The organism is Paracoccaceae bacterium, assembly GCA_012103375.1.
In the GTDB taxonomy this organism is placed as follows: Bacteria; Pseudomonadota; Alphaproteobacteria; order Rhodobacterales; family Rhodobacteraceae; genus WLWX01.
Genome location: WLWX01000001.1, coordinates 2,826,849 through 2,852,765, shown reverse-complemented (window position 1 = coordinate 2,852,765; position 25,917 = coordinate 2,826,849). Strand labels below are relative to the sequence as shown.

Below are 25,917 nucleotides of genomic sequence, written 5' to 3'. Positions count from 1 at the left end.
CACGGTGCGGGGGCGGCGGGCACAACCGAAGCCATCGGATCCGGACGCTCAGGTGGTAATGACGACCTTGCCGGTCGATGTGCGGCTGCGCAGCAGTTCAAGCCCTTCGGCGGCGCGTTCCAACTCCAGCACGTGGCTGACATGCGGCTTCAGATCGCCCTGAGCGTACCAGTCGAACAGCTGTGACAGGCTGTCGGTGATCACCTTGGGGTTGGTCTTCGCATAACCGCCCCAATACAGTCCCAGAACCGAGATGTTCTTGACCAGCAGGATATTCGCCGGGATCTGCGGAACCGTGCCACTGGCAAAGCCAAGCGGCAGAATGCGCCCGTCGGGGTTGAGGGTGCGCAAGGCGGCGTCGAACAACTCACCGCCCACCGGATCATAGACCACATCCGCGCCGCCCAGCGATTTCACCGCCGCACGCAGATCGTCGCCCGCGTCAATCAGGTGGTCGGCCCCGGCGGCCTGTGCGACCTTCAGCTTCTCGGCGCCGCACGCCACGGCGATCACCCGTGCCCCCATCAGTTTGCCGATCTCAACGGCGGTCAAACCAACGCCGCCGGCGGCACCCAGGACCAGCAGCGTCTCGCCCGGCCTCAGCCGTGCCTTGTGGGTCAGGGCAACGTGGCTGGTGCCATAGGCCACAAGAAATGCGGCTGCATCCACATAGCTCATGTCGTGGGGCAAGGGGACGGCACGTTCGGCCGCGAATACGCCTGCCTCGGCCAGGCCGCCATATCCGCCGAAAACCGCAACCCGGCTTCCGACCGGCGGGCCTTTGGTGTCTGGGCCAAGTGCGATCACGTCGCCCGCAACCTCCATTCCCAGCGTGAAGGGCAGGGGCGGTTTTTCCTGATAGCTGCCTTTCGCCATCAGCAAATCGGCAAAGTTGAGCGCGCAGGCGTGAATGCGGATCAGAACCTCGCCCTGTGCAGGGGCCGGGGTTGGAATGCGGGCCAGCGCCGGATCGGCATCGTGACGGGACACCTGGAATGCCCGGATTTGATCCGGGACGGCCTGTTTGCGTTGCGTCATGGTGATTCGCTTGCCCTTAGGTTGAGTGGGTGTTCGGGCCGTTCGCTTGACGTTGACGGAACGTCAACCGGCAAATTTGGCAAAATGGCCTTGAAATCGACGTTTTGGGTTAGTCGCGCCATATTCGCGTAAGTGACGGAAATAAAACGATAAAACACCCTCGTACAACCAGAGACCTGTCCAAAAGTACAAGTTGGCAACTTACACGAGATGGCTGAGGAAAGGGACAGCCAGAATGAATTGGAGACTGACAAATGAAACACCCCGTTGACGTCCATGTTGGAAAGCGCGTTCGCCATCGTCGTTGGATGATCGGTATGACGCAACAACAGCTTGCCGAAGGCGTTGGTATCAAGTTCCAGCAGATTCAGAAATATGAAACCGGCATGAACCGGGTTAGCGCATCGCGCCTTTGGGATATCTCCGAAGCGCTGGACGTGCCGGTCGCCTTCTTCTTTGAAGGTCTCGACGGTGCCGAAGACAGCGAAACAAGTGCTGCCGCATCCGCCCAGGGCGATATGCTGGTCGACAAAGAAGCGCTTGAACTGGTGCGGTCGTACTATGCGATCCCCGAAACCCAACGCCGCCGCCTGTTTGACCTGGCGCGCGTGCTGAGTGACGCCGCCGCGTGACACGGCGCTTGACCTGCCATGGCGGGTCAGGTCATCCCGGGCGGGCAATATTGTCCGCTAAGGAAAACGGGAATGGCCGAACTAACTGAGGCGACCAAGAGTATGTTGGTCGAAGTCTCGCACAAACTGGCTGTAGTAGCTCGTAACCAAGCCCTGGCATCCTTCCGGATGTCGGGGCTTTTATCTGAAAACAAGCTGGCGGACGGGTTTGACCCGGTCACCAAGGCGGACCGCGATGCCGAGGCGGCGATGCGCGAGATTTTGGCGCGCGAACGTCCCGATGACGGGGTGATCGGCGAAGAATTCCCCCCCCTCGAAGGTAGCAGCGGGCTGACCTGGGTGCTGGACCCGATTGACGGCACGCGCGGCTATATCTCGGGCACGCCGACCTGGGGCGTGCTGATCGCCGTAAGTGACGAAACCGGGCCACTGCTTGGCGTAATTGACCAACCCTATGTCGGAGAACGGTTCATCGGCGGCTTTGGACTTGCAGAGTACGAGGGGCCGCTGGGTCTGCGGCCGCTGAAAACCCGCGCCGCCCAGCCGCTGTCGCAGGCGACGTTGCTGACGACTTTCCCTGAGGTGGGTACGGCCGAGGAAGGGCGCGCCTTTCATGCGGTTTCAAAGCAGGCGCAACTGACGCGTTACGGGATGGATTGCTATGGCTATGCCCTGCTGGCGGCGGGCTGCGTTGATCTGGTGATCGAGGCCGAGTTGAACGCCTATGACATTCAGGCCCCGATTGCGGTCGTGCAGGCGGCGGGCGGCATCGTCACCGACTGGGCAGGCAATCCGGCGCATAACGGAGGGCGGGCGATTGCGGCGGCGAACCCCGAAATTCACGCCGAGGCAATGGCGATCCTGCGCGAGGTGATAGGATGAGTGCGACCCTGATCCGAAACGCCGAGCTGATCCTGACGATGGATGATGCGGCGCATGAATTGGCGGGCGATATCCGCATTGAAGGCGGTGTCATCACTGATGTTGGACCCGGACTGCCCGCTGAAGGCGCCGACATCATTGACGCGACAGGCTGTCTGATCACGCCCGGCCTGGTGAACACGCACCACCATCTGTACCAGACGCTGACCCGCGCGGTCCCGGCGGCACAGGACGCGCTTTTGTTTGGGTGGCTGCAGACGCTCTATCCGATCTGGTCGCGTTTCGGGCCCGAAGAAATGCGCGTCTCGGCCCAGATCGGACTGGCCGAACTGGTATTGTCGGGGTGTTCCATGACCTCGGATCATCTGTACCTGTTCCCGAACGGCGCGCGGCTTGACGATACGATCGACGCGGCGGGTGAGGTTGGTCTGCGGTTTCATGCCACGCGCGGCGCGATGAGCATTGGCGAAAGCGATGGCGGGTTGCCGCCGGACGCGTTGGTCGAGGAGGAGGCGGCGATCCTGAACGACTGCATTCGTGTGGTGGATGCGTTTCACGACCCGTCGCCTGGTGCGATGGTCCGGGTCGGCATCGCGCCCTGTTCGCCGTTTTCTGTCAGCCGCGAGTTAATGCGCGACGCCGCCCTGCTGGCGCGGGACAAGGGCGTGATGCTACACACCCATCTGGCCGAGAATGACGAGGATATCGCCTATAGTCTTGAGAAGTTCGGCTGTCGCCCCGGACAATATGCCGAGGATCTGGGCTGGACCGGCGATGACGTCTGGCACGCCCATTGCGTCAAGCTGGACGGGCAAGAGATTGACTTGTTTGCAAAATCCGGCACCGGGGTCGCGCACTGTCCGTGTTCGAACTGCCGACTGGGGTCTGGCATTGCCCCGGTGCGGGCGATGCGGGATGCAGGCGTGAAGGTCGGGCTGGGCGTCGATGGTTCTGCCAGCAATGATGCGGGCAATCTGGTGGCCGAAGCGCGGATGGCGATGCTGCTGCAACGGGTCGCCAGTGGCGCCGACGCGATGAGCGCGCGTGAGGCGCTGCGCATCGCCACCCGTGGCGGGGCCGAGGTGCTGGGCCGTGATGATTGCGGCCAGATTGCCGCCGGCAAGCGCGCGGATATTGCCTTGTGGGCCATGAATGGCGTCGAGGCGGCGGGCAACTGGGACGCTGGCGCGCTGTTGCTGGCCGGACCGACGCAGGTGCGGGATCTGTTTGTTGAGGGGCGTCAGGTGGTGCGGGATGGCGCGCTGACGACATTGGATCTGGCGCCCGCGGTTGAGCATCAGAACCGACTGGCGGTGGCGTTGATGGGCTGAGTTGGATCGGTCAGCATTGTTGCATAGGGGGATCAAACCTGATGATGTCCCCGGCGAGTAGTCTGGCGATGGATCGAATGAATGGCAGAGAATAAGCAGCGTCCTGGGCGACAACTGAGCAGCGACAAACGCGGCAATTCTGACGCAGATCGGCGCGGAGGCCCGAAACGCTGGCAGTTCAATCTGAACCAGGATTGTGTTGAAAAACTCCGAAATCAGAGCGTCGCGGATTTCTTGCGAAAACCTATGAAGCGAAATAGTCGGAAAGCTTTGACCACGAGACAGCGCATGGCTGCGCGTGAGCGCATGTAGGCGATTTGGGCCGACCCCCGCGCCAAAAATTTAGGATCGGGCTGCATGGAAAGAAAAATCATCGTTCAGGCCCTAAAACGGAGTTTTTCAACACAATCCCAGCCGTCCGGACATTGGCATGGGCAGGAAACCCGCCGCACCGGTGCGCTCAATGGCGTTGCCGATGCGCCGCTCCGTCGCAAGAAATACGAGAAATCCGTCGCATGATCTTCGAATTCGCGGGGCTGCCCGGATGCGGTAAATCGACCGTCTGGAATGAAGCGGCGCTGGCGCTCAAAGCCGATGGCGTCCCAATCGAGAGTTTGCGCAGCCATTCGCGCCGCTCGATGCTGGAACGCAGAAAATCCATTCGGTTCCTGCGAAAGAACGCCGAGCGGACAAGCCTGTTCGGGGTTGTGAAATTCGCCGAGAAAAACCCAGAAACCTTCATGACGCTTCTGGAGCCGGACGGGCACGACACATCGCATCGGTTGTGGAGCCTCGAACTGATGGCGCAGCTTTATTTTTCCGGACTGGACGGCCACCAAGGAAAGGCGGTGTTGCTTGACGAAGGCCTGATACATCGTGGGATGAGCTCTTTGGCAACGGCTGGCACGGCTGAAGATGCTCGGGCCTATGTGCAGACGATGCAGTTTGAACATGCGCTGGTGCTGGTTGATTGTTCCGTTGATCTGTCGATTGAGCGTTGCCGCAACCGCCCCGGCGGCGTGCCTGGCGGCTATGCAATGGAAGGGGGTCATCCCAATCCTGAAAAGTTCAGGAACTTCGCAAAACTGCTGAGCGCGGCGATCGACGTCCTTCAAAAGAAAGAAGACCTAAAGCGTTTCGGCTTGAACCTGAATCGCGAGGGATTCCCTTGAGACCTGATCTGTGATTCATCCTGTTTGGGAGGATGGATCATGTCAGCACCTTTGCCATCTGCGCTTCGGATACGGTTTCAGAGATACATTGAAGAAGGGTTGAGCGGGCGCGCGGCGGCGTTGCGGTTGAAGCTGTCGCCTGCCACAGGCGCGCGGTGGGCGCGTCAGGTGAGGATGAAGGGTCATGCGGAACCTGCCCGGCAGGGACCGCCGCGCGGCAAGGGAAAGCTGGCTCCGCATCGGGAATTCTTTGAGGAGTTGATCGCACAAGACCCTGACATCACGCTCTTTGAGTTGCGTAATGCGCTGGCCGATGCAGAGGGTGTGCGGGTGCATCACTCCTCCATCGCCAACCTTCTGTCCCGGCTCGGCTTCACGTACAAAAAAAGTCGCTGGTCGCAACCGAGCGCCGCCGCGCCAAGGTAAGGCAGCAACGGGCCGACTGGTTCAGATACCGCTCGCCAGCCATTGCGACCTTTCCTGAGCGCGTTGTCTTTATTGACGAAACCGCAGTGAAGACAAACCTCACGCGCCTACGCGGCAGAGCCAAGCGCGGTAAGCGCCTGACGATGGATGCGCTCTTCGGAAGCTGGGGAACCCAAACCTTGATCGCGGGCCTGACCCAAGGCGCGCTGATCGCACCTTGGGTCATCAAGGGAGCGATAGATGGCCCCGCCTTCGCGGCCTACATCCGCGAAGTGCTGGTCCCCGAGATCAACCCCGGCACTGTCGTCATTCTCGACAACCTGGCAACCCACCGGAATAAGGAGGCGACGCAGGCTTTACGCAATCACGGCTGCTGGTTCCTTTACCTGCCACCGTACTCGCCCGACCTGAATCCCATCGAGCAGGCCTTCTCTAAACTGAAAGCCCATTTGCGACGGATCGGGGCCAGGTCCTTTACCCAGGTCTTCGAAGCAATCGGAGCAATCTGCGATCTCTACGACCCAGTAGAATGCTGGAACTACTTTAAGGCCGCCGGATATGTCTCAGGTTAATGTCGAAACGCTTTAATACTGCGTCTTGATGCCAACCGCCCGGCGCAAGAGCTTGGGGCCGAACTGGCCACGTGGATTCAGATGCAGTTGTCGCCCGAAAGCTAGGCGACTTGTGCGACTGGGGTGACAGGCGACCCACCCACCCAAACCCGCGCGATCGCCCGGTCGTCGCCCATCATGATCGTCGGAAACACCGCCTGCCAGATATCTTCGGCGCGGGTGGTGCTTTGGGCGATGGCGGGGGTTGAGCGCAGATCAAGCGCGATCAGATCCGCCTCGATCCCCGGTTTCAGGGTGCCGATCCGGTCGTCCATCCGCAGTGCACGGGCCGATCCCACGGTTGCCAGCCACAACAGCTGCGCCGGGTGCAGGGCGGTTCCGCGCAGCTGCGCGACCTCATAGGCGGCGGCCATGGTGCGCAGCATGGAAAACGACGATCCCCCGCCTGTGTCGGTCGCCAGGCCGATCCGCTGCCCCTCGGCCATCAACACGGCCATGTCGAACAGTCCGGAGCCGATGAAGGTGTTGGAAGTCGGGCAGTGGATCAGGGCGGCGTCCGCCTCGGCAATGCGCGCGCGTTCGCGCGGTTCCAGGTGGATCGCGTGGCCGAACATCGCGCCGGGGCCGACGAGGCCGTGCGCCTCATAGGTATCAAGGTAATCGCGGGCCTGGGGGTGAAGGTCGCGGACCCAGGCGATTTCGTCGGTCTGCTCACTCAGGTGGGTTTGCATCAGGCAGTCGGGGTGTTCGGACCAGAGGGCACCCATCGCGGCCAATTGGTCCGGGGTCGATGTCGGTGTGAAGCGCGGGGTGATGGCATAGGACAGGCGGTCGATGCCGTGCCAGCGTTCCAGCAGCGCCTTGCTGTCGTCATAGGCGGATTGCGCAGTATTGCGCAGCCCGTCGGGGGCATTGCGATCCATACAGGTTTTGCCGGCAATCGCGCGCAGGCAGCGTAGTTGGGCGGCCTCGAAAAACGCGGTGACGCTGGCGGGGTGGATCGTGCAATAGCTGGCGACGGTTGTGGTGCCATGGGAGAGGGTCAGGTCGAAATAGCGGTTTGCAATCTCGGCCGCATAGGCGGGGTCATCAAAGCGCATTTCTTCGGGGAAGGTATAGGTGTTCAGCCAGTCGATCAGCCGCTTGCCCCAGCTGGCGATCATGGCAGTCTGCGGGTAATGCGCATGCGCGTCGATGAAGCCCGGCAGGATCAGGGCCTCGCCCATGTCTTCGACCACCGTATCGGGCGATTTGGCGCGTAGGGTGTCGGCGTCGCCAACCTCGGCAATCACGCCATCGACAACCAGCACCGCGCCACGCCGGATGTGGCGTGCGCACTGCGCGGGCGACAGCCGAAACGGATCGCCTGAGAAGCTGAGCGTCTGGCCAGTGATTAGACGGCGGTCGGTCATGGCTGGGCCTGCGTGCTTGCGAACCGACGCAGCCTAAGCCCGGTTCGCAGGAAGGTAAATCCACAGTCGAGGGCTGTTGCAGGTTGCGGCGCTGGGCTACTATCTGACGACAGGCAAAAACAGGTGGCGCGATGGTGGACGAGGCTCAGACAGACCAGACCGCGCAGGACCGCGATGACGCCTATGCGCTGGATGAGGCAACCGTGCAGGCGATGCGCACAGCGGTCGAGGCGGATAACGCTGCCGCGCTGATCGCATTGGTCGATCATATGCACGCCGCCGACATCGCCGACGTGCTGGAACAGTTCGACGAAGCGACGCGCCAGCATGCAGTCGCCCTGCTGGGCAGTGAATTTGACGGTGACCTGCTGACCGAGCTGGACGAGGGCATTCGCGAAGATGTCATCGAAGTTCTGTCGCCCGAGGTTCTGTCCGACGCCGTGCGCGACATGGAGTCCGACGACGTTGTCGATCTGATCGAGGATCTGGACGCAGGCCAGCAAGAAGCGATCCTCGACGTTCTGGAAACCGCTGATCGGGCGGCGGTTGAACTGGCGATGTCCTGGCCGGAAAACTCGGCCGGGCGTCTGATGCAGCGCGAGGTGGTCAGCGCGCCGGAACACTGGGACGTCGGGCAGGCGATTGACCACATGCGTGCCTCGGACGATCTGCCCGAAGCCTTCTATCACGTGGTGCTGGTCGATCCCCGGTTTCACCCGTCGGGTCACGTGACGCTTGGCAAGTTGATGTCATCGCCGCGCAAGGTGCGGCTACGCGACATTACCGAGGACGGGTTTCGCACCATTCCGGCCGATCAGGACGAAGAAGATGTGGCCTATGCGTTCAATCAGTATCACCTGATCTCGGCCCCCGTGGTGGATGCCGACGGGCGGCTGGCCGGTGTCATCACCATTGATGACGCGATGATCGTGCTGGATGAGGAGCATGAGGAGGATATCCTGCGCCTCGCCGGGGTCGGTGATGAGCGTCTGGCCGACAGGACGCTGGCAATTGCACGGCGGCGGTTTCCCTGGCTGTTCGTCAATCTGGTGACGGCGATCCTCGCCAGTCTGGTGATTGCGCAGTTCGAGGCAACCATCGCTGCGATTGTGGCGCTTGCGGTGCTGATGCCGATTGTCGCCTCGATGGGGGGGAATGCGGGCACGCAGTCGATGACGGTGGCGGTGCGCGCCTTGGCAACGCGCGACCTGACGCGGGCGAATGCGCTGCGGGTGATCCGGCGCGAGGTGGTGGCCGGGCTGCTGAACGGGCTGGTGTTTGCCGTGGTGATGGGGGTGATCGGAGTGATCTGGTTCGGCACGCCGATGCTGGGCGTAGTTATCGGGGCGGCGATGGTGATCAATCTGGCCGTGGCGGGGCTGGCCGGGGTGGTGGTGCCACTGACGCTGGACCGCCTCGGGATTGACCCGGCGCTGGCGTCGGGGGCGTTTGTGACCACGGTGACGGATGTGGTCGGGTTCTTTGCATTCCTGGGCTTGGCGGCGGCATGGTTGATCTGACCACGGTGAAGGCGGCGGCGCGGCAGGCGGCATTTGCGCGGCGCAAGGCGGCCAAGGGCGTCGCGGATGAGGGCGCGGCGCTGTCGCATCTGGCCGACTGGCTGGCCCCGCATCGCGGCGCGGTTCTGTCCGGTTACATGGCGATCCGGACCGAGCTTGATCCGCTTCCGGTCATGGCCGGATGGGACGGGCCGGTCTGTGTTCCGGTGATCCTTGGCAAAGGTCAGCCGCTGGCGTTTCACCGCTGGTCGGCAGGCTGCGAACTGGTGCCCGGACCGTTCGGTGCGACCGTGCCTGCCAGCGGGGAAGCGCTGGTGCCGGATGTGCTGATCGTGCCGCTGCTGGCGTTCAACTGCGAAGGTGGGCGCCTGGGTTATGGCGGCGGGTTTTATGACCGGACATTGGAGGGGTTGCGCACCCGCCGCACTGTGAGGGCAGTGGGCCTCGCCTTCGCCGCGCAGGAAGATCCGGGCTTGCCGCTGGAGCCGACGGATCAGCCATTGGACGCGATTGTGACCGAGGCGGGGGTGATCCCGATAGGCTAGGGTCAGGACCCATTAATCCGGCACCGCTGGTTTGACAGATTTTCTGTCTGACAAGGATTAAGTCTGACGGAATAGTGGTTCTATTTCAAAGACCTAAGGCGATGTCAGGCTGGAAATCCGTCAAATCCGAAGGACGTCAAATCCGCTTCATCTCAGCGGTTTAGGCCGCTTGAAAAGTGAACCACACTTCCCCGCGCGTCCCAAACCACTGATATTTCGCGGATTTGGCGCCAGCGGTGCCGGATTAATGGGTCCTGACCCTAAGCTGTTCACGCCGATCCCGGCTGACCGGTTTTGCCCGGGCTACGCAGTTGAATTCTTGCGCGGGGAACCGAGCACCCGACAGTCCGTGGGGTGGTGCTGCGACAGGTAAGTGTTGATTGCGTGCCGTTGCGCATAGTCCCTTTCCCTTCCTGACCGGCGGGCGTAAGCCAGCCTCATGCGTATTGTTCCGCTGTCCGAGGCGCGCCAGTTCACGTTCTGGCGGCGCCCATTTGCCCTGCTGATTCTGATGGCGGTGGCGATGCCGCTGGCGTTCAATGTCTGGTCGGCGCTGCTCAATAACTTCGTGATCGAAGCGGCGGGTTTCACCGGCGTCGAAATCGGCTGGCTGCACACGGTGCGTGAGATTCCGGGCTTTCTGGCGATTGGGGTCATCGCGATTATTCTGTTCGTGCGCGAACAGGTCTTCGGTCTGATCGCGCTGGCGGTTCTGGGGCTTGGGACGGCGGTAACGGCCTGGTTTCCGACGCTTGGCGGGTTGCTGACGCTGACGATGATCAGCTCACTCGGGTTTCATTATTACGAGACGGTCAACCAGTCGCTGCAACTGCAATGGCTGCCCAAGGACCGCGCGCCGCAGATGCTGGGATGGATCGTCGCGGTGGGGTCGGGTGCGTCGCTGGTCAGCTATGGGTTGCTGGTGGTGACCTGGAAGGCTTTCGATCTGAGCTATAACTTCGTTTACATGACGTCCGGCGGGCTTTGCGCGGCCATCGCGATCTATTGCATGTTCGCCTTCCCCCAGTTCGAGGCCCCGCATCCGCAGTCCAAGAAGATGGTGCTGAAGCGGCGTTACTGGCTTTACTACGCGTTGCAGTTCATGTCCGGCGCGCGGCGTCAGATTTTCATCGTTTTCGCGGCCTTCATGATGGTCGAACGCTTCGGTTTTGAAGTGCACGAGGTGACGGCCCTGTTCATTGCGAATTTCATTGCCAACATGATATTCGCCCCGCTGATGGGCCGCGCCGTCGCCCGGTTCGGAGAACGCAACGCCCTGACGTTCGAATATGTCGGGCTGATCCTGGTGTTCCTGTCCTATGGCGGCATTTATTACTTCGGCTGGGGCGTGGTGATTGCGGGCGGGCTTTATATCCTCGACCATCTGTTTTTTGCGCTTGCCTTCGCGCTGAAAACCTATTTCCAGAAGATCGCCGACCCGGAAGATATCGCACCCACGGCTGCGGTCGCCTTCACGTTCAGCCATATTGCGGCGGTGTTCCTGCCGGCATTGCTGGGGTACTTGTGGATCGCCTCGCCCGGGGGGGTGTTTGTGCTGGCCGCTGGCATGGCGGGAACCTCGCTGGTGCTGGCGCTGATGATCCCGCGCCATCCGATGAAAGGCAATGAGACGATCTTTGCCCGCGTGCTTGCCCCGGCGGAGTAGGGCGGTTTTCTGCGGATTGTGTTGAAAAACTCCGTTTTAGGGCCTGAACGATGATTTTTCTTTCCATGCAGCCCGATCCTAAATTTTTGGCGCGGGGGTCGGCCCAAATCGCCTACATGCGCTCACGCGCAGCCATGCGCTGTCTCGTGGTCAAAGCTTTCCGACTATTTCGCTTCATAGGTTTTCGCAAGAAATCCGCGACGCTCTGATTTCGGAGTTTTTCAACACAATCCGCGAAAACCGGGCCTCCGGCGGGGATATTTGGGACAAGAAGATGTGAAAGCGTGGCGGGATTGGCGGCGGGACCCTATATTCACCGGGAAAGCGGAGGGTATTGCATGAACCTGTTCTCAAGAAAGCCAATGACGATCGTAAGTGCGGCGGATGCGCTGCCGGGGCGCACTGCGCCAGAAAGCGCGAAATACATGTTTTCAGCATCGCACGATGCCGCCCGATGAACGCGGCGATGCGGCCCCTGCGCTGCGCGCCTTATTCGCGCGGTTTGGGGAACGGTGCCTTATTGAGGCGCCGTTTCATTGTTCCTATGGGGGCAATATTCACCTGGGTGACGAAGTTTATTTCAACGCGGATTGTGTGGTGTTGGATTCTGCCCCGGTGCGGATTGGGTCGGGCACCATGATCGGGCCGGGCGTGCATATCTATTGTCCCAATCACCATCCCGACGTCGCCCAGCGTCGGGCCGGGATTGAGATGTCCTTGCCTGTCACCATCGGCGAAGATGTCTGGCTGTGCGGCGGGGCGCAGATATTGCCCGGCGTCACCATTGGCGATGGCGCGATCATCGCTGCGGGTGCCGTGGTCAACCGGGACGTGCCCGAAGGCGCGCGCGTTGCCGGGGTTTCGGCGCGGGTGTTACAGCCCGGCGACCGTCAGCCCGCTGGTTAGCGCCAGCAGCATCCAGCCAAAGTGCCGCCCCCGCGTCGCCCAGGCATTCGCCGCCGCCCCGCTGAGGAAGATCGCCAGTGCGACCCAGCCGACCAGCGCCCGGCGGGGATCATCGGCGGAACCGGCCAGCAGGATCAGCCCCAGACCGGCAGCGGCCCAGTAAACAGCGCTGAGAAAGAAGATCGCGTGCAGAATACGCTTGAGCGGCGGCGTGATCCCGTTCACCGGGCTAACCACCTTTGTGGCCCCCAGCCAGCCGTGCACGACAGTGATGAATATTGCGAGGCTTCCGGCGATGATCCAGGTCATTGTTCGCTCCATACAGTTGTGTATGGATTCCGTATCAAGACGGCTGGCGCTTGACAATACACTTCTGTATGTTTTGCCAAATGACGCAGCGTCTTTCCCCTGATGATTGGCTGAACGCCGGTCTGCGCGCCCTTGCGACCGGCGGGCCGGGTGCGGTGCGCGCGGATCGGCTGGCAAAGGGGCTGAAGGTGTCGCGCGGCAGTTTTTATTGGCATTTTACAAGCCTTGGGGATTACGAGGCGCGCCTGGCCGCCCATTGGCGCGATGTGACAACGGAAGGTGTGATTGAGCGCCTGGCGCGGATCGATGCACCCGTGGATCGGCTGCGTGCGCTGTTTTCAACGGCGTTTGATGCCGATCCGGGGCTGGAACGCAGCATGCGGGCCTGGGCAGCTGCGGATGCCCGTGTTGCCGAGGTTGTGACCGGGGTGGACCGGCAGCGGTTGGCCTATCTGGCAGATTTGCTGGCCCAGGCGGGGGTGGCACGGGGTGAGGCCCCGGCGCGGGCGCAGCTGATCTATCTGGCGAACCTGGGGCGGGTGGCGGCGGGGGCGGATGGCTATGATCTGGTGACGATCGAGACGTTGATGGCCCTCGCCCTGACAGGGGATGATCGCAATGCGCCTTGACCGGGGCGCGCAAAGCACGGACAGGGGGCGCGAACCCCGCCGGAGGATGCCATGCCGACCTTTACTGCCCTGACGACATTGACCGGCCGTGTGCCCGCCGAAACGCTGGGCGAAGCGATGGAGCGGATGGATCCGGCCCCAACCGGCGTCGGCGTGTTCGAGGTTGAGGACGGCAGCGGGCTTTGGGAGGTTGGCGGTTATTTCTTGGACGCACCGGATCAGGCCGCGCTGGCCGTTTTGTCCGCCGCGTTCAATGCGAAGCCGTTTGCGGTTTCAGAGATCCCCGAAACCGACTGGGTGGCCCATGTGCGCCGCGAACTGACCCCGGTTGAGGCGGGGCGGTTTTTCGTTCACGGCAGCCATGATGCGGATCAGGTTCCGCCCGGGCGCACCGGGCTGCTGATCGACGCGGCAATGGCATTCGGGACCGGGCATCACGGAACGACGCTGGGCTGCCTGAACGCGCTGGAACGCCTGATCGGGCAGGGGGCGACGCCGCGCAATGTGCTGGATGTGGGATGCGGGACGGCGGTGCTGGCGATGGCGGCGGCCTCGGTCTTTGGGGTTCCGGTCATCGCATCGGATATCGACCCGGTCGCGGTGGACACGGCGCGCGCCAATCTGGTGGCCAATGATATGGCCGAACAGGTTGAGGTGATCGAGGCGACTGGCACCGATCATCCCCGGATCGTGGCCGCGGCCCCCTTTGATTTGATCTTCGCGAATATCCTGAAGGGCCCGCTGATCGCGCTGGCACCCGATATTGCCGCGATCAGCGCGCCGGGCGCGAATCTGATCCTGTCGGGCATCCTGACCGATCAGGCAGACGCCGTGACGGCGGTTTATGCCGGGTTTGGATACAATTTGATCAATCGAGCGGATATTGTCGACTGGAGCACACTCAACCTGCAGTTGAAAGACACCTGAGCGCCGCATTTGCACCGCATTTTGGCGATTTGCCCCAAAAATGCCACAATTCAGGGCGACCTCTGCCTTGCGGTAAAAGGACCGAGCCAGAGGGTTTTAAATGCGCCAGAATACTCCCACGTCAGAGCAAGTCGTTCGGCGCAAGCCGGCACAGACGGTCGCGATGCGCGGGCCGGTGCATTCGTTTAATCATGACGGCATGCTGGTCTCCCGCCGCAGGGCTTCGCGCCGCGCGGTGCCCTGGCATGGGCTGGCGTTGGTTTTTGTGACGGTGCTGCTGTTCAAGGCCGCCATGCACGTGAATTTTGGGGCCGACGGTTACCAGGCGCGCGTTGATGACCTTGCCGCCGGTGGTGCAGTTCAGCAGGTTGGCGCGTGGTTGCTGACGCCGGATTTTGCGACCGTCTGGCTGTCTTCGACGATGCAGGCTTTCGCGCGCTGAAGCCCGGGCGGGATGCGCCCGGCATTGCGGCGCGACGCAGGATCATGAAAATGAAACAGGCCGCACCGGGTGATCCGGCGCGGCCTTTCAATGTTCTGGCGTATTCGACGCGGGCTTAGCCGTGGCGGCGGGACACCATGTCGATATCACCACGGCACAGGCCGATATCATCCAATTCAGCGTCGCTGAGCGTGCTGAGCGAGCGGCGGGTGACGCGGGCGTCATTCCACGCAAAGGCAGCGCCGAAAAGGTGATTTACAAAAGACGACAGACGGCCAGTCGCAAAAGAGCCGCCGGTCAGCGTACGGGTGGTGTCGAGAGTGGCCATTTTGGTCATCCTTGTTACAAAACCGAATGCGACCGTGCATTCGAGGTGGCAGGTAGACCCCGAACTCACCCTGGACAAGACAGATTTCTGCATGCCCGGATTGCAGTATGTGCATACCGAAGTTCGGGCTGTAAGGCGCTGCGATAATTGGGTTAATCCGGATCGGGCCAATGTCGTTTTCATGCCTCGCGGGGTCGAAAACGGGCGCCGACCCGGCTGATGTGGGTGGCTTTGGCGTTGGCAGGTGTTCGCGTTTCGTGCTATTCGGGTGAAAACGAGCAGGCAAAGCAGGAAATTCATGCGGGTTTTGGGTATCGACCCGGGTCTCAGGAACCTCGGCTGGGGCGTCATTGATGTGGCGGGCTCTCGGTTGAGCCATGTGGCCAATGGGGTCTGCACCTCGCAAGGGGCCGATCTGGCCGCGCGCTTGCTGAGCCTGCACAGCCAGTTGACCGCTGTCCTGATCCGGTATGGGCCGACGGCGGCGGCGGTGGAACAGACCTTCGTGAACCGCGACGGGGCCGGAACGCTGAAGCTGGGGCAGGCGCGCGGGATCGCGATGCTGGTTCCCGCACAGGCCGGTTTGGCGGTCGGGGAATATGCGCCGAATTCGGTCAAGAAATGCGTCGTCGGGGTTGGACACGCGGACAAGCGGCAGGTGGCGCATATGGTCTTGATGCAACTGCCCGGCGCGGACTTGGCCGGGCCGGATGCGGCGGACGCGCTGGCGATTGCGATCTGCCATGCACATCATTTGCAGTCCGCCGGTCGGCTGGAAGCGGCGGTGGCGCGATGATCGGGCGGATTGCCGGGCGGATCGACTATCGCGGCAGCGACCATGTGCTGATCGACGTCGGCGGGGTCGGATATGTTGTGCATGTTTCGGAGCGGACGCTGGCCGCCCTGCCCGGCGCCGGAGAGGCTGCCGCGCTTTATACCGAATTGATCGTGCGTGAGGATCTTCTGCAACTGGTCGGATTTACGACGTTGTTGGAAAAGGAATGGCACCGCACGCTGACATCCGTTCAGGGCATCGGCACTAAGGCGGCGATGGCGATTCTGGGGACGCTGGGGCCGGACGGGACGGGCCGCGCAATTGCGCTGGGCGACTGGACCTCGATCAAGGCGGCACCTGGCGTTGGCCCGAAGATTGCGCAGCGGGTGGTGAACGAGCTGAAGGACAAGGCCCCGGCGGTGATGGCGATGGGCGGTGCACTGGGTGCGCCGGTTGCAACCCCGGAAGATGTGGTCGATCGCGGGGACATCCCAGCCGCCCCAGCTGCCGCGCCGAGCGCATCTTCGCAGGCGGAAGCGATGTCGGCGCTGGCGAACCTTGGCTATGGACCGGGTGAAGCGGCGACCGCCGTGGCCGAGGCAGCAGGCGCAATGCCCGACGCCGACACGCCCGCGCTGATCCGTGCGGCCCTGCGCCGCCTGGCCCCGAAGGGGTGATGCAGTGTGGCTTGCGTGAACGGACCGGGATCAGCCATGATCGGCGCAGTTGAAAAGAAAGGAGTTTGACAGATGCCGATGTATAAGGCGCAAGCGCTCAACAAAAATCCCGATTTGCTGGTTGAAGAGTCTGTTTACAAGCAGATTCATGACGCCTTCATTGCCGCAACCGAGGCTGCGGCGCGGTTGAGTTACCGGGCAGAGCACCCAAAGCACGAACACACCGAACCGATGCTCAGGACCAGCGCGGCCTCGGCCATCGGAACCGCCAATTCGCTGATCGCATCGGCCGCTGCGCGCTGTCGGATCGACCCGCCGCCTACGGCAATCCGGATCGAAACCGATGCCAAGGGCAACCTCGTCCAGATATGTGGTCACCGGCCGCCGCATCGTTGGTCCATTTCGCAACAAAGAAAGCCCTGAGCCGATGTTCCATTTCGGCCTTGTCGCTGTTGCCGTCGTGTTTGGCGCGCTGCTTCCCTATGTGGTTGATCCGGCCAGTCAGGTCCTGGTGATCATTGCGGCAATCGTGATCTGCCTGGTTTTGTGGTTCGCGCCGACGAAGCTTCTGCGCGCTGCGCCGCGGTTTGCCACCTGGCTGTACCAGGGCGGCTATGTCCTGGTGTTCATAATTATCGCGGCGTCCACGGCCTTTGCCTCCTGGCTGGCATTCGCTGTGCCGGGGTGGCTGGCCGCCGTTCCCGAAGCGCAACAAAGCCATGTGAGCGGTGTTGTCGTCGGCGCCCTGAACGCGCTGATCGGGGCGCTGTGGCTGGATGCCGCGAAGGACCCCGAAAGCAAGCTCTGGCCGCAGGGGCGGCACAGGGCGCATCTTTCTGCCGCATTCGCAGATGTGGATAAATTGAAAGGGGATCGCGACAGTAACATGGAGCTTCTGTACTCCGCCATCTACGATGATCAGATGACAGAGCGCGATATAACTGGCTGGTCCTTTGCGGCACGTTTGGCGCGTGCGGGCATCATCGCGACCTATGATCGCTAGATGACTGCACCAGACCCAACCCTGCGCCCGGATGCGCGCCCCGAGGATGCGGATCGCGCGTTGCGCCCGCAAACGCTGGACGCCTTCACCGGGCAGGCCGAAGCGCGCGGCAATCTGCGGGTCTTCATCGACAGCGCCCGGCAACGCAAGGCGGCGATGGATCATACGCTGTTTCACGGGCCTCCGGGGTTGGGCAAGACGACGCTGGCGCAGATTATCGCCAAAGAGCTTGGCGTGGGGTTCCGCATGACCTCGGGTCCTGTCCTGGCCAAGGCGGGCGATCTGGCGGCGATCCTGACAAATCTGGAATCCCATGATGTGCTGTTCATCGACGAAATTCATCGCCTGAATCCGGTGGTGGAAGAGGTGTTGTACCCGGCGCTGGAGGATTTTGAGCTGGATCTGGTGATCGGTGAAGGCCCGGCTGCGCGGACGGTGCGGATCGAGTTGCAGCCCTTCACGCTGGTCGGGGCGACGACGCGGCTGGGTTTGCTGACGACGCCGCTGCGCGACCGCTTCGGGATTCCGATCCGGTTGCAGTTTTATACGGTTGAGGAACTCCACCAGATCGTGCGGCGGGGCGCCGGGCTGCTGAAGATCGAGATTGACGACGATGGCGCGCATGAGATTGCGCGCCGCGCCCGCGGCACGCCCCGGATCGCCGGGCGGCTGCTGCGCCGGGTGGTGGATTTTGCACTGGTCGAGGGGGACGGACGCATTTCCCGCAAACTGGCCGATGGGGCGCTGACCCGGCTGGGGGTTGACGGGCTGGGCCTGGACGGGGCCGACCGGCGCTATCTGGGGCTGATCGCCGAGGCTTACTCTGGCGGGCCGGTGGGTGTGGAAACGCTGTCCGCCGCGCTGAGCGAAAGCCGCGATGCGCTGGAAGAAGTGATCGAGCCGTTCCTGTTGCAGCAAGGGCTGATCCAGCGCACACCACGCGGGCGGGCGCTTGCCAGTCGGGCCTGGACGCATCTGGGGCTGGAAGCGCCGAAACCGAAAGATCAGGGGCAGTTGTTTGAGTGAGGAAGCCTCCGGCGGGAGCATTTTTGAAAAAAAGATGGCGAGGATTGCAGATATTGAGGCGATGTTTTCCAACGATGACGAAGGATATTCTTTCGCTCGTTGGGGCCGTCCGATTGCCCCCCTTGTGTTTGGCGTCGATGAGTCAACGCTAAGAGTTGTAAAAGGCGCGATTGACGCCGTGGTTCAACTCGCTGGTCATCAGATGTCTGAGACCGACCCGGAGTTAGGCGCTAACTTCATTGTACTTTTTTTGCGTAGTTGGGTCGAATTGGCATTAGTCCCTAGAACGGATGAGATGATGCCAGATTTGGTCAGCCTTGCTGACAGATTGATGGCCGAGGATGCTACTCAGTACCGTTCGTTTCGATTTGATGACAATAGGGCAATCAAATCATGTACAATCTTTCTGAACATGGGCAGCCAACTAGCCGATCTCGCGGCGGAGGACATCGCACTGACACAGGCGGCTCAGGCCATCCTGCTTTGGGGACCGGATGCGTTCGCGGAACGATCCCCGCTGGCAAAGGCCGGGGAAACCGTGATCCTACGCCCGGATATCGCCGATATTATCCGCGCGGCCTATGATCCGGTGATGCCGTTGGCGGCAGATGATCCGTCGCACGCGCTGCGGCTGGCGGCGCGGGTGGGCGGATGAGCCGTCGTTTCGATCTGACTGTCTTCTACGAAGACACCGACATGGCCGGGGTGGTGTATCACGCCAATTACCTGAGGTTTATCGAGCGGGCGCGCACCGATTGGGTCGCCTCGCTGGGGGTCGATCAGAATGCGCTGCGGCAGAAGGGCCAGGTGTTCGCGGTGCGTCGGATTGCGGCGGACTACTTAGCGCCGGCAGAGTTTGGTGATGCGTTATGGGTGGAAACCGAGGTTGCCTCGGTAACGCCGGCGCGGTTGAGGCTGCGCCAGAAGGTGTGGCGCGACGATGTCCAATTGTTTGCGGCCGAGGTCGAAATTGTCATGGTCGGCCCCGGCAATCGACCGATCCGTCTGCCAGCGGAAATACGCCAAAGGCTTGGCTGAACCTCTCATCCGCGTGACAATATTGGGTTCCTGTTGGATTTCCCGCTTAACCCCGTGTAACTTGCGCGTTAGGGACAGCCGTCGATAAGAAAACGGCAACGGATTGAACAAAGAGCAGACCGATGGAAACAGACGCACTTGCGCTTGCGCAGCAGATTGATTTTTCGATTGTTGCGCTTTTCGCGCGGGCCACTTTTACTGTCAAAGCCGTGATGATCATTCTGATCCTGGCCAGTTTCTGGGCCTGGGCGGTGATCTTGCAGAAGACATTCTCGTTCCGGCGCGCGCGCAGCGAAGCCAAGAAATTCGACCGCGCCTTCTGGTCCGGGGAACCGCTGGACCTTCTGTATGACAAGATCGGGCCGAACCCGAAGGGGCGCGCGGCGACGATTTTTGCGGCGGGCATGACCGAATGGCGGCGCAGTCATCGCCAGGATGGCGGGCTGATCCCCGGTGCGCAGTCGCGGATTGACCGGTCGATGGATGTGGCAATCACCAAGGAAAGCGAAAGCCTCCAGAAAGGGTTGCCGTTTCTGGCGACGGTCGGGTCAACCGCGCCGTTCATCGGGCTGCTGGGTACGGTCTGGGGCATCATGAACGCCTTTATCGAGATTGCGGAACAACAGAACACCAACCTTGCCGTTGTGGCGCCGGGTATTGCCGAGGCGTTGCTGGCCACGGGCCTTGGCCTGCTGGCAGCGATCCCGGCGGTGATTTTCTATAACAAGCTTAGCGCGGATTCGGATCGGATCCTGGGTGGGTATGAGGCGTTCGCGGATGAATTCGCCACCATCATGTCGCGCCAGCTGGACGGGCAGTAACCATGGGCGCTGGCGTCATGCAGGGATCGGGCGGGGGTGGTCGCAGACGAGGGCGGCGACGCAGCCGCGCGCACCCCATGTCCGAGATCAACGTCACCCCCTTCGTCGACGTCATGCTGGTGCTGCTGATCGTGTTCATGGTTGCGGCGCCGTTGCTGACCGTCGGGGTTCCCATCGACTTGCCGGAAACCGCCGCCAATCCGCTGCCGACTGAGCGTGAGGAACCGCTGACCGTGACCCTGACACTGGACGGTGGTCTGTTGATCCAGACCGAGGATGTAGATCCGGACCAGCTGATCCCGCGCCTTAGCGCGATTGCCAGTGAACGAAGCAGCCAGAAGATTTACCTGCGCGCGGATGGCAACATACCCTACGCCAGCGTGGCCGAAGTAATGGGCGCGCTGAACAGTGCGGGTTTCAACGAAATCGGCCTTGTCACCGATGCCTCGGGCCCGCGCTTTGACGGCAGCGACGGATAGGGCGCAGGCATGGGGGCGGGATATTATATCTCGGGTGTTGGTCATGGTGCGCTGATCCTTTGGATCATGGTCGGCGGACTGGTGGACAGCGACCATATCGAGGATGTGGAAGCCGCAGATGTGACGCTTATCACGGAAGAACAATTTGCAGCCCTGATCCTGCCTGACGCCGGGGTGGATGCCTCGGTGCCGTCGCCAACGGTGTCGACACCTGCCGAAGACCTCAGCCCTGAGGTGCCACAGGCGGATACCGAAAGTGCAGCAGAACAGATCGCGCCTGATCCGCTGGCTGAGGCGGCACTGGAACAGGTTCCCGAAACCCCCAGCAAGCCCGAACCGGTCGAAACCCAGCCGGCCCCGTCGGTCGAGCCTGTCGCCGAACCCGATGCGCCCGAGGATGGGACCGATCTGGTCAAGGTGGCCCCGGCGCCGGCGCGCCGGGTCGCCTCGCGCCCGGCGCTGGAGTTTTCGGGCGTGGACGCGATGCCAGCCATCGCGAGGGAACGTATTCCCCCGATCAAGGATGAACCCAAGCCCGAGCCGGAACCGGAACCGGAACAAGAACAGGCCCGCCAGGAAGAAACCACGACCGAGATCGTGACCGAAGCCGAGGAGGAGGTCAGCCCGCTGGCCCCCACACAGACCCCACGCCCGAAATCGCGGCCCGTACGGGTGGCGGCGCTGGAACCCGAGCCGGAGCCCGAACCAGAACCCGAGCCAGAACCCGAGCCAGAGCCGGAACCTGACCCCGAACCTGAACCCGATCCCGGTCCGACACCCGAAGAGGTTGCGGCCGCCAAAGCTGCAGAAGAGGCGGAAGCCCGCGCCGCCGAGGAGGCCCGTGCCGCCGCTGAGGCTGAGGCGGAGGCAGAGGCTGAAGCCCAGGCCACCGCCAGCACCGGCCCGCCGCTGTCCAACGGCGAAAAGGATGCGTTGCGGGTATCGGTTGAAAAATGCTGGAACGTCGGGTCGCTGTCGACGGAAGCGCTGCGGGTTACTGTTATCGTTGGTGTGACCTTCAGCCTTGATGGGCGGCCTGAAACCAGCTCGATCCGGATGGTCAGTGCCGAAGGCGGCAATGACGCCGCTGCACGTCAGGCTTATGAGGCGGGGCGCCGTGCGATCATTCGCTGTGGGGCCAACGGGTATGATCTGCCGGTCGAAAAATATGGCGAATGGCGCAACACCGAGTTTGTGTTCAACCCTGAAAAGATGCGGATAAAATGAGGCCGCGACCCCACAGAACAGGCGGACAGTCGCCGGTTTTCACGCCGCCAAGATTGGCAGAGTCAGGTTTTTGTGTATGTACCCCGGAAAAAATGAGGACAAAATGACCCTTTTGCGAGCAGTGTTCCTGGCCATTCTGATGGTTATTCCGGCAGCAGTGACGGCGCAATCCAATGCGCCGCTAAGGATCGAGATCACCGATGGTGTGATCGAACCCTTGCCTTTTGCGGTGCCCCAATTCACCGCTGAAAGCGGTGCGGCGGCGGAATTTGCGGCCAATATCAGCCGCGTGATTGCCGCCGATCTGCAGGGAACCGGCCTGTTCCGCGAAATTCCATCAAGTGCCTACATTGAACAGAACACGACCTTCGGCAATTCGCTGTCCTATTCCAACTGGAAGCCGATCAACGCGCAGGCGGTGGTGACCGGGGCGGTAAACACCGACAGCTCGGGCAAGCTGGTGGTCAAGTTCCGCGTATTCGATGTCTTCAGCGAGGCGCAGCTGGGTGAAGGCCTTCAGTTCGGCGGCACGACCAACAGCTGGCAGCGCATGGCCCACAAGGTGGCCGACGCGGTCTATTCGCGCATCACTGGCGAGGGCGGGTATTTTGACAGCCGCGTGGTATTCGTTTCCGAAACCGGCCCCAAGAATGACCGCAAGAAACGTCTTGCGGTGATGGATTATGATGGGGCGAACATTCAGTTCCTGACCGACAGTTCCTCAATCGTGCTTGCGCCACGGTTTTCGCCCTCAGGCGACCGGGTGCTGTACACCAGCTATGAAACCGGTTTTCCGCGGATCTACCTGCTGGATGTCGGCACCGTACAGCGGCGCGGGCTGGATGCCAGCGCGGATAGCATGAGTTTCGCACCCCGCTTTGCGCCTGATGGGCAGACGGTTGTGTTTTCCCGCTCGGAAGGGGGGAACAGCGATATCTATACGCTGGCGCTGGGCTCTGGTCGGCAGTCACGGCTGACCTCGGCCCCGTCGATCGAGACCGCGCCGAGCTATTCGCCCGACGGCAGCCAGATCGTCTTTGAAAGTGACCGTTCCGGCAGTCCGCAGATATATGTGATGGGCGCGCAGGGCGGCGAAAGTCGGCGCATCAGTTTTGGAGAAGGGCGCTATGGCACGCCGGTCTGGTCGCCGCGCGGCGATCTGATTGCCTTTACCAAGCAGAACAAGGGCCGGTTCCACATTGGGGTGATGCGCGTCGACGGGTCCGAAGAACGCCTGCTGACCGCCAGTTTCCTGGATGAGGGGCCAAGCTGGTCGCCCAATGGTCGGGTGGTGATGTTCACGCGCGAAACCCAGGGTGCGGGGGGCGCTCCGGCGCTGTATTCGGTGGATATCAGCGGGCGGAACCTCAAGAAAGTGCCGATCCAGGGCGCAGCGAGTGACCCGGCGTGGTCGCCGCTTTTGAAGTAGAACGCCCCGTCTGTGCAACGCAGGCGGGATTTGGTAATGTGACGCCAACAGGCGCGTAGAAAAACGAAAAGGGTGGACCCCATGAATAAGCTATCGAGCGTGATTTTACTGACCGGAATGATGGCCCTGTCGGCCTGTGCAAACACCGGCGCCGGCCGGTTTGGCCTGGGCGGCGGTGATGCCGCCGGTGCCGGTTTGGTTGGCGCTGGCGCGGGTGATCCGGCCTCGGCCGCGTATTTCAGCCAGACGGTCGGTGACCGGGTGCTGTTTCCGGTGGATCAGTCAAGCCTGACGGCAGAGGCGCGCCAGTTGTTGGCCGCGCAGGCGCAGTGGCTGAACACGAACCCGCAGTACACCGCCGTTGTCGAAGGGCATGCGGATGAGCAGGGGACACGGGAATATAACCTGGCGCTTGGCGCCCGCCGTGCCGCTGCGGCGCAGGAATTCCTGGTCGCACAGGGTGTGCTGGCAAGCCGCTTGCGCACGGTGACATTCGGCAAGGAACGCCCGATCGAGATCTGTTCGCAGGAAGGGTGCTATGCCAAGAACCGGCGGGCCGTGACAGTGATTGCCGCAGGTGCTGGCGTATAGGGTAACAAGGGGTGGGGCCGATGTTGCGAGGTCTGGTACTAAGTGTGTGTCTGATACTGCCGATGGGGGCCGCTGCGCAGGACGCGCAGACCCTGGCCGACATCAAGCAGGAACTGGCCGTGCTGCTGGTCGAAATGCAGAAGCTGAAGCGCGAGTTGTCGACGACCGGCGGTTCGGGGGTGCAGGTCGCAGGCTCGACCCTGGACCGGGTTGACGCGATCGAGCGTGAATTGCAGCGCCTAACCTCGCAAACCGAGCGGCTGGATGGCCGGATCGAAGCGGTGGTGGCCGATGGGACAAACCGGATCGGCGATCTTGAGTTCCGGATTTGTGAGCTGGAAACCGGCTGCGATATCGGCACGCTGGGGGAAACCGCGCCAATCGGCGGCGATGTCGGTCGCCCCAAGGCGCGGCCAACCGTGGCGCAGCAGGCCGCTTCCAGCGAAACGGCCAATACCGGCGCGCAGCTGGCGCTTGGCGAACAGGAAGAATTCGACCGCGCGCGTGCGGCCTATGACAGCGGCAACTGGTCCAGTGCCGCCAGCCTGTTTGATGCCTATACTACAAATTACGCCGGTGGCCCGCTTGCGGGTGAGGCGCATTTCATGCGCGGTGAAGCGCTGGCAGAACTGGGCCAGGTTTCAGACGCGGCGCGGGCCTATCTGGCAAGCTTCTCCGGCGCGCCCGAAGGTCCGAAAGCCCCTGACGCGCTGTTCAAACTGGGCGAAGCGCTGGTGGTGCTGGGCCAGACCGATCAGGCCTGCATTACCCTGGGCGAAGTGCGCGTCCGCTATCCGGCGACCCAGGCGGCGGCCAATGCCAATGGCGTTCTGGACCGGCTGAGCTGTCTTTGAGTGATGCTGAAGACGCACTTCTGAAGCATTTCGCGCGCGGGGCGTTCGTCTTTGACAGGCCGAAGAAAGTCGGTGTCGCCGTCTCCGGTGGCAGCGACTCGATGGCGACGCTGCATCTGCTGGCATCCGTTGCGGATGAAAAAGGGTGGGTGCTGTCTGCCGTGACCGTGGATCATGGATTGCGGGCAGAGTCTGCGACCGAGGCTGAGTTTGTCGCAGCCGCTTGCGCGAAAATCGGCGTGTCGCATGAAACTCTCAAATGGAACCGCAGCCAATCCACCGGCAATCTGCAGGATCAGGCCCGTCGCGGGCGCTATGGCCTGATTACGCGTTGGGCGCAGGGGCGGCGCATTACGCATATCGTTCTCGGCCATACTGCGGATGATCAGGCCGAAACGTTTCTGATGAACCTTGCCCGGGGATCCGGGATCGACGGGCTGGCGGGGATGCGGCATCGCTGGAGTGATGACGGCATCACCTGGACCCGACCCTTCCTGTTGCAGGACCGCGCAGACCTGCGCGCCTGGTTGTCCCGGCGCGGGATCGCCTGGGTCGACGATCCGTCCAACGAGGACACGACATATCAACGGGTGAAGGCGCGCAAGGCGCTGGCAGCGCTCGGGCCGTTGGGGATCGATGCGCAGGTTTTGTCCGGAGTGACTGTGAATCTGGCGTCGGTGCGTCAGGCGCTGGCCCATCAGACGCATGAGATTGCGCAGCGGATTGCGCGGGTGGACATGGGCGACGTGGTGATCGACCGCTGCGGATTGCAAACCGCCCCGTCCGAGGTGCAGCGTCGCCTGCTGATCGCCGCTCTGCGCTGGGTGTCCGGTGCCGTCTATCCGCCGCGCGAAACAGCGCTGATCGCCGCCGATATCGCGATCACGCGCGGCAAGAACCACACACTGGCCGGGTGCCGCATCCTGACGGACAAGGAGGATCTTCGCATCACGCGCGAAGCCAGGGCGGTCCGCGATGCCTGTGCCAAACCGGGCGAGGTCTGGGATGATCGCTGGATTGTGACCGGCCCGCTGAAACGTGTCACGGTCAAACAATTGGGCGCGGATGGCTTGCGGCAATGCCCGGATTGGCGCGAAACCGGGCGGCCAAGGGCCAGTTTGCTGGCCTCTGTGGCGGTTTGGCGGGGTGAAACGCTGCTGGCCGCACCGCTTGCGGGCCTTGAAAACGGCTGGAAAGCCGCACTTCAGCCGGGTCGTGCCGATTTTTTCGCCACATTACTATCGCATTGAAGTCAGACCC

Annotated in this window: 31 protein-coding genes and 1 pseudogene; 27 read left to right on the top strand and 5 right to left on the bottom strand. The window is 62.3% G+C overall.

Annotated features, from left to right (window positions below; translation table 11 throughout):
• Positions 1-48: 48 nt before the first annotated feature.
• The gene (locus tag GKR99_14620; protein ID NKB28708.1) at positions 49-1,005 is read right to left on the bottom strand and encodes a zinc-binding dehydrogenase; all 957 of its coding nucleotides are present in this window, start codon (positions 1,003-1,005) and stop codon (positions 49-51) included.
• A gap of 287 nt (positions 1,006-1,292) precedes the next feature.
• On the opposite strand from GKR99_14620, the gene GKR99_14615 reads away from it, so the two are divergent.
• The 4 genes from GKR99_14615 to GKR99_14600 all read left to right on the top strand — a co-directional run bounded on the left by GKR99_14615 (position 1,293) and on the right by GKR99_14600 (position 4,195).
• Positions 1,293-1,670, top strand: a complete 378-nt coding sequence (locus GKR99_14615) for a helix-turn-helix domain-containing protein (protein NKB28707.1) — start codon at positions 1,293-1,295, stop codon at positions 1,668-1,670.
• A 72-nt stretch (positions 1,671-1,742) separates the two neighbouring features.
• A complete protein-coding gene (locus tag GKR99_14610; GenBank protein ID NKB28706.1) occupies positions 1,743-2,552 on the top strand; it encodes a histidinol-phosphatase in 810 nt (269 codons plus the stop codon).
• Positions 2,549-3,883 carry an 8-oxoguanine deaminase gene (locus GKR99_14605; GenBank protein NKB28705.1) on the top strand — a complete coding sequence of 445 codons (1,335 nt, stop codon included), beginning with the start codon at positions 2,549-2,551 and terminating at the stop codon, positions 3,881-3,883. Before GKR99_14610 ends, GKR99_14605 begins: the two co-directional genes overlap by 4 nt.
• A gap of 81 nt (positions 3,884-3,964) precedes the next feature.
• The gene (locus GKR99_14600) at positions 3,965-4,195 is read left to right on the top strand and encodes a hypothetical protein (protein NKB28704.1); all 231 of its coding nucleotides are present in this window, start codon (positions 3,965-3,967) and stop codon (positions 4,193-4,195) included.
• A gap of 65 nt (positions 4,196-4,260) precedes the next feature.
• On the opposite strand, the gene GKR99_14595 is transcribed toward GKR99_14600, so the two are convergent.
• Entirely contained in the window at positions 4,261-4,509 is a 249-nt protein-coding gene (locus GKR99_14595; protein ID NKB28703.1) for a hypothetical protein, read from the bottom strand.
• Between the two features lie 12 nt (positions 4,510-4,521).
• On the opposite strand from GKR99_14595, the gene GKR99_14590 reads away from it, so the two are divergent.
• Together GKR99_14590 and GKR99_14585 are read left to right on the top strand one after the other, a co-directional pair.
• The gene (locus tag GKR99_14590) at positions 4,522-5,055 is read left to right on the top strand and encodes a hypothetical protein (protein NKB28702.1); all 534 of its coding nucleotides are present in this window, start codon (positions 4,522-4,524) and stop codon (positions 5,053-5,055) included.
• A 39-nt stretch (positions 5,056-5,094) separates the two neighbouring features.
• Positions 5,095-6,053, top strand: a pseudogene (locus GKR99_14585) (IS630 family transposase).
• 101 nt (positions 6,054-6,154) lie between these two features.
• Here the strand turns inward: GKR99_14585 and guaD are convergent.
• The gene (gene guaD / locus GKR99_14580) at positions 6,155-7,465 is read right to left on the bottom strand and encodes a guanine deaminase (GenBank protein NKB28701.1); all 1,311 of its coding nucleotides are present in this window, start codon (positions 7,463-7,465) and stop codon (positions 6,155-6,157) included.
• Positions 7,466-7,596: 131 nt separating this feature from the next.
• Here guaD and mgtE point away from each other — a divergent pair, with 131 nt between their 5' ends.
• The 4 genes from mgtE (at position 7,597) to GKR99_14560 (ending at position 12,102) form a co-directional block, all read left to right on the top strand.
• Positions 7,597-8,985, top strand: a complete 1,389-nt coding sequence (gene mgtE, locus GKR99_14575) for a magnesium transporter (GenBank protein NKB28700.1) — start codon at positions 7,597-7,599, stop codon at positions 8,983-8,985.
• Positions 8,973-9,530 carry a 5-formyltetrahydrofolate cyclo-ligase gene (locus tag GKR99_14570; GenBank protein NKB28699.1) on the top strand — a complete coding sequence of 186 codons (558 nt, stop codon included), beginning with the start codon at positions 8,973-8,975 and terminating at the stop codon, positions 9,528-9,530. Before mgtE ends, GKR99_14570 begins: the two co-directional genes overlap by 13 nt.
• Before the next feature lie 439 nt (positions 9,531-9,969).
• Positions 9,970-11,196: an MFS transporter gene (locus GKR99_14565; GenBank protein ID NKB28698.1), complete on the top strand. Its 1,227-nt coding sequence runs from the start codon at positions 9,970-9,972 to the stop codon at positions 11,194-11,196.
• A 384-nt stretch (positions 11,197-11,580) separates the two neighbouring features.
• Complete coding sequence (locus GKR99_14560) at positions 11,581-12,102, top strand: sugar O-acetyltransferase (GenBank protein ID NKB28697.1); 522 nt, start codon at positions 11,581-11,583, stop codon at positions 12,100-12,102.
• Here GKR99_14560 and GKR99_14555 read toward each other — a convergent pair.
• Positions 12,070-12,411: a hypothetical protein gene (locus tag GKR99_14555; GenBank protein ID NKB28696.1), complete on the bottom strand. Its 342-nt coding sequence runs from the start codon at positions 12,409-12,411 to the stop codon at positions 12,070-12,072. The two genes, GKR99_14560 and GKR99_14555, sit on opposite strands and share 33 nt — an antisense overlap.
• 68 nt (positions 12,412-12,479) lie before the next feature.
• On the opposite strand from GKR99_14555, the gene GKR99_14550 reads away from it, so the two are divergent.
• The 3 genes from GKR99_14550 (at position 12,480) to GKR99_14540 (ending at position 14,409) form a co-directional block, all read left to right on the top strand.
• Entirely contained in the window at positions 12,480-13,040 is a 561-nt protein-coding gene (locus GKR99_14550; protein ID NKB28695.1) for a TetR family transcriptional regulator, read from the top strand.
• 51 nt (positions 13,041-13,091) lie between these two features.
• On the top strand, positions 13,092-13,967 hold the full coding sequence (locus GKR99_14545; GenBank protein ID NKB28694.1) for a 50S ribosomal protein L11 methyltransferase: 876 nt from the start codon (positions 13,092-13,094) through the stop codon (positions 13,965-13,967).
• 100 nt (positions 13,968-14,067) lie between these two features.
• Complete coding sequence (locus GKR99_14540; GenBank protein ID NKB28693.1) at positions 14,068-14,409, top strand: hypothetical protein; 342 nt, start codon at positions 14,068-14,070, stop codon at positions 14,407-14,409.
• A 115-nt stretch (positions 14,410-14,524) separates the two neighbouring features.
• Here GKR99_14540 and GKR99_14535 read toward each other — a convergent pair whose 3' ends face one another.
• The gene (locus GKR99_14535) at positions 14,525-14,737 is read right to left on the bottom strand and encodes a DUF1127 domain-containing protein (protein ID NKB28692.1); all 213 of its coding nucleotides are present in this window, start codon (positions 14,735-14,737) and stop codon (positions 14,525-14,527) included.
• 298 nt (positions 14,738-15,035) lie between these two features.
• On the opposite strand from GKR99_14535, the gene ruvC reads away from it, so the two are divergent.
• The 14 genes from ruvC (at position 15,036) to tilS (ending at position 25,907) form a co-directional block, all read left to right on the top strand.
• Complete coding sequence (gene ruvC, locus GKR99_14530; GenBank protein NKB28691.1) at positions 15,036-15,533, top strand: crossover junction endodeoxyribonuclease RuvC; 498 nt, start codon at positions 15,036-15,038, stop codon at positions 15,531-15,533.
• On the top strand, positions 15,530-16,189 hold the full coding sequence (ruvA, locus tag GKR99_14525; GenBank protein NKB28690.1) for a Holliday junction branch migration protein RuvA: 660 nt from the start codon (positions 15,530-15,532) through the stop codon (positions 16,187-16,189). Before ruvC ends, ruvA begins: the two co-directional genes overlap by 4 nt.
• A 72-nt stretch (positions 16,190-16,261) precedes the next feature.
• Positions 16,262-16,612 (top strand): hypothetical protein, encoded by a 351-nt coding sequence (locus GKR99_14520; protein ID NKB28689.1) that lies wholly within the window; start codon positions 16,262-16,264, stop codon positions 16,610-16,612.
• Between the two features lie 4 nt (positions 16,613-16,616).
• Positions 16,617-17,192, top strand: a complete 576-nt coding sequence (locus tag GKR99_14515; protein ID NKB28688.1) for a hypothetical protein — start codon at positions 16,617-16,619, stop codon at positions 17,190-17,192.
• A complete protein-coding gene (ruvB, locus tag GKR99_14510; GenBank protein NKB28687.1) occupies positions 17,193-18,218 on the top strand; it encodes a Holliday junction branch migration DNA helicase RuvB in 1,026 nt (341 codons plus the stop codon). It abuts the gene before it with no gap.
• 34 nt (positions 18,219-18,252) lie between these two features.
• Positions 18,253-18,873 carry a hypothetical protein gene (locus tag GKR99_14505; GenBank protein ID NKB28686.1) on the top strand — a complete coding sequence of 207 codons (621 nt, stop codon included), beginning with the start codon at positions 18,253-18,255 and terminating at the stop codon, positions 18,871-18,873.
• Positions 18,870-19,256 (top strand): tol-pal system-associated acyl-CoA thioesterase, encoded by a 387-nt coding sequence (gene ybgC, locus GKR99_14500; protein ID NKB28685.1) that lies wholly within the window; start codon positions 18,870-18,872, stop codon positions 19,254-19,256. The genes GKR99_14505 and ybgC overlap by 4 nt, the downstream gene beginning before the upstream one ends.
• 122 nt (positions 19,257-19,378) lie before the next feature.
• Positions 19,379-20,077, top strand: coding sequence for a protein TolQ (gene tolQ / locus GKR99_14495; GenBank protein ID NKB28684.1), 699 nt, complete (start codon positions 19,379-19,381; stop codon positions 20,075-20,077).
• Positions 20,078-20,079: 2 nt separating this feature from the next.
• Positions 20,080-20,556 carry a protein TolR gene (tolR, locus tag GKR99_14490; GenBank protein NKB28683.1) on the top strand — a complete coding sequence of 159 codons (477 nt, stop codon included), beginning with the start codon at positions 20,080-20,082 and terminating at the stop codon, positions 20,554-20,556.
• 9 nt (positions 20,557-20,565) lie between these two features.
• Entirely contained in the window at positions 20,566-21,783 is a 1,218-nt protein-coding gene (locus GKR99_14485) for a hypothetical protein (GenBank protein NKB28682.1), read from the top strand.
• A gap of 103 nt (positions 21,784-21,886) precedes the next feature.
• On the top strand, positions 21,887-23,212 hold the full coding sequence (tolB, locus tag GKR99_14480) for a Tol-Pal system protein TolB (protein NKB28681.1): 1,326 nt from the start codon (positions 21,887-21,889) through the stop codon (positions 23,210-23,212).
• Between the two features lie 81 nt (positions 23,213-23,293).
• Positions 23,294-23,803, top strand: a complete 510-nt coding sequence (pal, locus tag GKR99_14475) for a peptidoglycan-associated lipoprotein Pal (GenBank protein ID NKB28680.1) — start codon at positions 23,294-23,296, stop codon at positions 23,801-23,803.
• A 20-nt stretch (positions 23,804-23,823) separates the two neighbouring features.
• Complete coding sequence (gene ybgF, locus GKR99_14470) at positions 23,824-24,657, top strand: tol-pal system protein YbgF (GenBank protein NKB28679.1); 834 nt, start codon at positions 23,824-23,826, stop codon at positions 24,655-24,657.
• Between the two features lie 101 nt (positions 24,658-24,758).
• Positions 24,759-25,907 carry a tRNA lysidine(34) synthetase TilS gene (gene tilS, locus GKR99_14465; protein ID NKB28678.1) on the top strand — a complete coding sequence of 383 codons (1,149 nt, stop codon included), beginning with the start codon at positions 24,759-24,761 and terminating at the stop codon, positions 25,905-25,907.
• Positions 25,908-25,917 lie beyond the last annotated feature (10 nt).